Here is a 6,845-nt window from a genome sequence, read left to right as displayed (position 1 = left end):
ATGCTGGTATACTGCTTTTTAACTGTGTTTGTAGCATTGTAAAATAAACTGTAATTGTATGGTTTTTAGTAATTTAAAAACCCTTTTTTTCTGTTCTAAAAAAGTTCTAGTTGTTGGCTTGGGTTTTCTGGTGGCACCTCTTTGGCGCCATGAAAAAGCTCCATCATCCCAAACTGCTTGTCTGTAATTTGCATAATACACACTTTGCCTTGCTTGGGCAAATTAAGCTTAGTGCGTTTTATATGTACAGCAGCATTTTCTCTACTAGCACAAAAACGCAAGTAAATACTAAACTGAAACATAGTAAAACCATCATCTAACAATTTTTTTCTAAAACCACTAGCAGCTTTACGGTCTTTACGGGTTTCGGTTGGTAAATCAAAAAAAACAAGTACCCACATACTACGGTATTGGTTAAGTCGGCTATAATTATCTGCAAACATTATTACATGTATTCTGGGTATAATATTCTACGGCTATTGCCATTAAAACATTCATACAAACTATTTGTAGTGCGGCTCATTGCCACCATAAGTGGGCTGTATTTACCATCTATATACACATCTAAAGCAGGTATACTTAGTAATTGTGCTTTTAATTGTTGGTTTAGTTCACTAATGTTACCACCAGCTTCTACCAAACTATACACTAAAGCATCTACATAAATACGGTAAGGCTCCATAACATCATCTGCCAGGCAAAAGGCATTGTATTTATTTTTATGAAAAATACCAACACTGGGCAACATACCAGAGCTTACCAAAGCTCTTGCGGTAACGGCACGTAAAATGGCATAGCCATAGTTTAGTAAATTGTTGGGTGGCACTCCTTTTTTGTTGCGGCTAAAATTTGCAATGCTACTAAACAGAGACTGAAAATAAAAAGCAGCAGCAATAGCCTCATGATTGCCACTGTCGCCGCTTTTAACCTCTTTTGCCCAGCGCTTTAACTTTAATGCGTTTTTTTTGCGTTGTAACAAATGATTGGCTTGGTTGTTTATTTTGTAAGTTATGGTTTGCTGCCATAAATTCTTTTTTAAGGGTAAGCTAGCATTTAGTTGGTGGCGCATACGCTCGGTTTGCTCACTATGCCCTACCAAAGGTTGCAATAAAGAACAAGGTAAATGTTGGCTGTCACAAGTTATTACAGCAGTTTTGTTTTGTACTAGTTTGCGCAATAAGCCATTGGTAAGTGTAATTTGCGGATGCTCTAACACTACATACCCCAAATCCTCTATAGCAATGGTTTTATCCTTTTTAGTGCTTTCAGGAAAACTAACTACCAATTGCTCATTTCTAGTGCTGAGGTATGCAGGGTTGCCAAAAAAAAGAGTACGTTTTATCATTACATATCAATTTTAATATTCCCCTACTTGAACAATTTGACCTAAATGGTTTGTTCTAACTTTTATTAAAAATTCAAATTCCGAGATACTTTTAAAGATCTTATATGCTGTATTTCTTAGCTCTTTTTGGTCGTTTATTTGAGTTTCTAGATGATGTCTAAAAACGTAATCCCTGACAACTGAATTACCATATTCAACTCTTGAAAACTTCTGAACCCTATATAGATGCTTGCTTATCATCTTTGAATTCTCTATGTTTAATAAATTAATCTCAATTGGATTGAAGCCTTCAGAAGGGAAAATAAATAATTCATTTTGTTTCATACTAAATAAAAACTGCCAACCAAGATGTTGGTTGAAATCTCTATCAATTATTGAAAGCCCAGAATTAACACGTTGTACAACTTCATAAAATGATACTACCTTATCCTGAAGTTTACCTTTTTCATCTTTGTAAATTGCGACATGATGATTGTTTCCTGTACTTACAAAGTCATTTTGTATTGTTTTCCCTTTTTTGTCTAGTATCAAATTACCGACATGATCTCTTTTTTCATGAAGTGTTTCTACATTACTTACACCGGAAATGGTAACTCGTTTAACCGCAATACCTTTTTCTTTATTTAACCAAATTGGATTTTTATCTAGGTCTGAAAAAGCTAATTTAGCATTGCCTTTATATGCTTTTAAGCGTTTTTTAAGAAGTTCTTTTAGCTGTCTATCTATAACTTTATCTAAACTCTTTTCGTTTTTAAAATTATCTGCACTTACTTCTTTTCTAATGGTATAAACATTTTCATAGCAATGCACTTCTTTTATGGGCTCGTTGTTATAAATTAACAGGTCTTTCTTAAGTGTTTTACTGTCAAAAGCTTGAAGGAGATCATTGTTATTTTTAGCTAAATGATCTAGTAAACATTGTTTTATTTGAGGGTTAATAATATTACAAATCTGTTCTAATGTAATTTTCTTACTAATTTTTATGGTTTTATCCATAGGTTGTTTAGATCTACCGTAAACAGTTTCTTTATGTAATTGCCCTCTTGGGGTAAGTTGTACTTTAGATTTAAAATTGTCTTTCCCTTTTAATTTAGTTTTATTTATGTTTTTAGTTACTACTTTATTTTTAGCCTTGAAAGAAATCAAAATAGACTCAATATGTTGTTTTGCTTGAGTACGAAAATTTGGCATTGGCGCTACAAACTTTTTCTTTCCTTCAGTGTTTTTATGTGTTATTACTTTTTCTATCGCAATTATGTTTGAATGCTTTTTATGATTATCGTCTTTTCTAGCATTTAAGTTATTAAGGTATTGTATATGGTTATGTGTTGTAAATGCAACCGTTAGAGCATCCATTGCATGATGGCGGTGGTCATTACGTTTAGTCCAATCTTTAATAACTTCAATTTTTTTATTGCCTTTTCTTACTTGAATTTCAGTTAAACCTAAAGCCTTGTATTTAGGTAAATTCAGTTCTTTCATTACATTAATTAAATCCCAATCTTCCCTTAATTTATCAGTAATGCTACCTGTTGTAGAAACAACGTTTTTACACACTTCAAACAGCATAGTTTTGGCTTTTTTAGCTATGTACTGTGAGTTTCTTAAATCGCGCGCAATAAAACCATCAGGTAAATTTTGCTGGCTCATTAACAGTTTTTTATACTTGCCTTTGCTAATACCATTACCTTTATTATAAAGAGCCTCCACTCTGTTTTTATAGTTTTCTAAATCAGCATTAAAATCATTTTCAATAAAATCTAGCGCTGTTCTATCTCTTTTTTGGAGATTTATTTTTCTGTAAGCTAATGTCTTGTTTGAGAATGAATCATCAAACAACATAGCTTTTGGTATAATGTGCTCAATATCTATTTCTTTAGAAAAAAGTTTTTCTTTAGGAATGTATTCATTTGTGAAAACTGTCTTATAGCCTAAACCTTTTAATTCTTCATACAAACGATACCTTACAACGTCGTTTTTTGTTGGGTTAGGAATACCAAATTCTTTGGATATTAATTTTCTAATATCCTCATTTTCCTTAGTACGTTTTGTTATAAAGGAGGTTGCATCTTTACGCTCTGATGCCGATTTTTTAAGTTCTCTAGCGAGTTCTATTCTTACTTCATCTGGTTTCCCGTAAGTTTTAATAACTTGATTTACCAAATTTACCATTTGGTTCAATATTTTTTCCACTACAGGATTTCGCAAGCTATTTTTAGGCAAAAGTTCTAAAGTATCTTTTAAAACTCGTTTCTCTAAATCATCTTTGGTTAAGCTGTTGGAATGGTTGTAGCCTGCTAACTTACTAGCCTCCGAAAACTCATTGCCACTTTGTAAAAAAGGTAAAACTTTACGTATTGCTCTTGATGATAAACTGCCATAATCTTGTTGTAGCTTTATGTTAGCTAGCCATTTTGTATATTCAGGTTTAAAACCATACTTATTATGCAATTTCTTTTTTAATGCAACGCTAGAATTTCCATAAACCAATTTATCATCTTCATTTATTTTATGGTCGTCTTCGGCAGAATATAACAAGTGCCATAACTGGTAACTGGATTGCTTGTCAAAATCAGTACTTTCTTTATTTACATTAAAATCTAAAATTTCTGGTTTTATTCCTATTTCAGTAAAAATAGCTTTTAGTTCTTCTTTAATTTCTAAAGCTGATTTTTTGCTCCAATCAAAACCATAACCTTCAATATCTGCTATTTCCTTATAAATGGCGTATAATGCTTGGTTGGTTCTATTTCCTTCAATTTTTTCAAAATTACATTTCCATTCTTTTGGTTTCTTACCTAAAAATTTCAGTATTTCATTTGCTTTTAAGTCACCTCTAACATTTAATTCATTAAAGAGTAAAGTTTTTGTTTCTTCATCTAGTTCATAATCAGCTCCTTGTTCTTGAGTAGGTATGCCACTCGTTTTTTTATTAGTTTGTTTAAATTGTAGGTTATTGAGATTTTGCCAAATTTTAAACTCTTGAAACAAAGGAGAAGATTTAGGAATAGCTTTGTGGTATTTTTCAAATTGGCAATTAGAAATTAAATGTTTTTGAGATTTTAATTTTCTTTGATAAAATATAATTACATCTCTAACTTCTTCTTTTAAAGCGTTGGTTAAAATTGGATGATGTTTAGCTTGTGTTTCCCAAACTTGTTCAAATTCATCTAGATAATCTTGTCTATAAAACACTTGGTTTTTCAAAGAAGTATGTGGATTTATTTTGATTTGACTATGCAGATATTGACCAACTGTAATTTTATCAAAATACAATTCCTTGCTCCTATCGCTTATTGCGCCTAAATAACCGCTAGATTTGTTGGCATCATTATTTATTTCTTGTAGAGCAATAGCTAAATGTTCTAAATCTAATTTTTCTGTTAAGGCTTGAACACGTAACTGGTATTTTTTAAGTTTTTGCTCTTGTGCTTTTCCTTCTAATTTTTCACCAGCGATATTGAAAGGTTTTTGACAAATTGCCCATGTAGCCCCCTTGTTTTTACCTTGTAATTCTTTATATAATGTTTCTGTTAGAATTTCAGGATAATATGTTTTTTGATTATTCCAGACCATATCAAATTCGCTTTGTAAATCAGAGCGATAAAATTCAGGAATATACTTTTTATTATTTTCTAGTAGGTTTAAAACATACTGACCCGGTGTAAGGTTGTTTTCATATAACGTTTTAGCAACAGACATACCATCTATGGCAACTCCTTCATCTTCATTAATAGATTTTCTACTGCTCTTGTAACCTCTTTTCTTATTTATGGCGAGTAATACTTTTGCAAAATCAAGCAGTTCTATTTTTTCATTGGCAGCTTTGGCTCTTAACCCTAATGTTTGATGCGTGGTATTCTTGCCTATTTCAGTTAAAAATGTATCATCAAAAATAATTTTACTCTTTAAAAGAATTTCTATCAGATTTTTTCTACGTAACTTAAAACGTTGCAAATTACGGCGAGCTCCTCTTTTTAATGTTCTATCAGCATTTACAGAAAGAGGTCTTCCTTTTTCAAAGTCTGTTTTTTCATCTACTGTTAAAGGGTTTACGCGTACTCCTAATTTTATAATTTCTGATTGCTCACTCGTATTCTCTGCTTCGTTTACTAATGCCCACCCAATGCTATTGGTTCCTAAATCCAATCCTAAAATTCGTTTCATTTGTATACTTTTTTTTAAAACTAAAAGATTCTTTTTTATTTCTATTACGGAAATCCGTATTTGCTTTATTATATTCTTTTTATATATTTACAGTACTGAAAGCAATTCACAATAAGGATTATTCCGTTGTGAAAACATTTAAGCCGCCTCGACTTCCAATTCGGGGCTTTTTTATGCTCTCTGTTTAAATCTTTTTAAGAAGTTTAGGGGGTAGGCTTATTTAAAAAGTAGAATTTAAACTCTAATATAAAAACTTATTTAAGTATAAAGCAAGTTGTTTTTTGTAATTTTTACAAAATAAAAAAGTAAGCCCCTTTACTAATTTTAAAGGGGCTTTTAATTTTTGAAAACTACTTTTAACAATATCCTATTTTATGCGTCGTTACCTATTTTGTAACCAAATAAATGTAGTTATTAGTTTACATTTATAAGAAACCAAATTGAATAGATGACAAATGCTCAATTCGAGAAGTGTAAACAATGTTTAAATCGGAAAAGATCTGTAAATAACAAAGAAAATATTTGCAACATAAAAGGCAAGAACTTAGACTTTGAAGATTCTTGCGTAGATTTTATTTTGGATTCTAATGTTATTGTTGGTACTAAAAATAAGATAGAAGCTATAAGACCAAATTTAGAAAGAGCTAAAATTGCACAGGTACTGATTTGGATTGTTATGTTGTTAGATGCCGTTTCAGCATTTTCATCTTACCTACAGTATAACTTATTGCTTTTGCTTAAAAATGAAGAATATGTTTCAGATCAGGTATTAGACTCTAATGATTTTAGGGAGCAAATAATAGCTATTATGTACTTAGGTGCTTTTGTAGTTTCAATAGTTACTTTTTTACGATGGTTTAGAAGAGCTTATTATAATTTAAATATTAGAGTAAATTGTAGTCATTCTGAAGGGTGGGCTGCAGGGGCCTGGTTTGTCCCTATCATTTCATTATTTAGACCATATCAGATAATGAAAGAAATGGATGCGAAGACAACAAATCTTATAAACTCTAAAACAAATAACCAGTTAAAAAGTGATGTAACTGTTATTGGTTTGTGGTGGGCATTATGGATTGTATCTAATTATATAGGACAATATCTTTTTAAAGTGGTTTCTAAGTCACAAACTATAGAAGGGTTTTTAAATAGTACTTTAATAGAAATTGTGAATTCTATTTTAGGTGTTGTGTTGGCTATTGTAACTGCAATTACAATTAGGTCTTATTCTAAAAAAGAAACTATGCTTGAGGAGATAGAAAAAAGAGAAGCTAGGACTCATAATTTATAGTGTAAGCAAAATAAATAATAAAGCCCCTTTACTAATTTTAAAGGG

Annotated in this window: 4 protein-coding genes; 1 reads left to right on the top strand and 3 read right to left on the bottom strand. The window is 31.0% G+C overall.

What is annotated here, in order from left to right; translation table 11 throughout:
- Nucleotides 1-95: 95 nt before the first annotated feature.
- From cas2 to cas9, 3 genes are read right to left on the bottom strand one after another with little or no spacing between them, the layout of a single operon-like run.
- Nucleotides 96-443 carry a CRISPR-associated endonuclease Cas2 gene (gene cas2 / locus BT107_RS11435; protein WP_072303946.1) on the bottom strand — a complete coding sequence of 116 codons (348 nt, stop codon included), beginning with the start codon at nt 441-443 and terminating at the stop codon, nt 96-98.
- 2 nt (nt 444-445) lie between these two features.
- Nucleotides 446-1,345, bottom strand: a complete 900-nt coding sequence (cas1, locus tag BT107_RS11430; protein WP_072303945.1) for a type II CRISPR-associated endonuclease Cas1 — start codon at nt 1,343-1,345, stop codon at nt 446-448.
- 12 nt (nt 1,346-1,357) lie between these two features.
- Nucleotides 1,358-5,512, bottom strand: coding sequence for a type II CRISPR RNA-guided endonuclease Cas9 (gene cas9, locus BT107_RS11425; RefSeq protein ID WP_072303944.1), 4,155 nt, complete (start codon nt 5,510-5,512; stop codon nt 1,358-1,360).
- A 448-nt stretch (nt 5,513-5,960) separates the two neighbouring features.
- On the opposite strand from cas9, the gene BT107_RS11420 reads away from it, so the two are divergent.
- Nucleotides 5,961-6,800 carry a DUF4328 domain-containing protein gene (locus tag BT107_RS11420; RefSeq protein ID WP_084639223.1) on the top strand — a complete coding sequence of 280 codons (840 nt, stop codon included), beginning with the start codon at nt 5,961-5,963 and terminating at the stop codon, nt 6,798-6,800.
- The last annotated feature ends 45 nt before the right edge of the window (nt 6,801-6,845 follow it).

Origin of the sequence: Cellulophaga fucicola, from assembly GCF_900119145.1 — a bacterium.
Taxonomy (GTDB): domain Bacteria; phylum Bacteroidota; class Bacteroidia; order Flavobacteriales; family Flavobacteriaceae; genus Cellulophaga; species Cellulophaga fucicola.
This window is presented reverse-complemented; position numbering and strand designations above follow the sequence as displayed.

What these genes read in the sequence shown, in the direction of transcription:
- cas1 (WP_072303945.1), bottom strand. Translation starts at nt 1,345, where the DNA reads ATGATAAAACGTACTCTTTTTTTTGGCAACCCTGCATACCTCAGCACT.
- cas9 (WP_072303944.1), bottom strand. Translation starts at nt 5,512, where the DNA reads ATGAAACGAATTTTAGGATTGGATTTAGGAACCAATAGCATTGGGTGG.
- cas2 (WP_072303946.1), bottom strand. Translation starts at nt 443, where the DNA reads ATGTTTGCAGATAATTATAGCCGACTTAACCAATACCGTAGTATGTGG.
- BT107_RS11420 (WP_084639223.1), top strand. Translation starts at nt 5,961, where the DNA reads ATGACAAATGCTCAATTCGAGAAGTGTAAACAATGTTTAAATCGGAAA.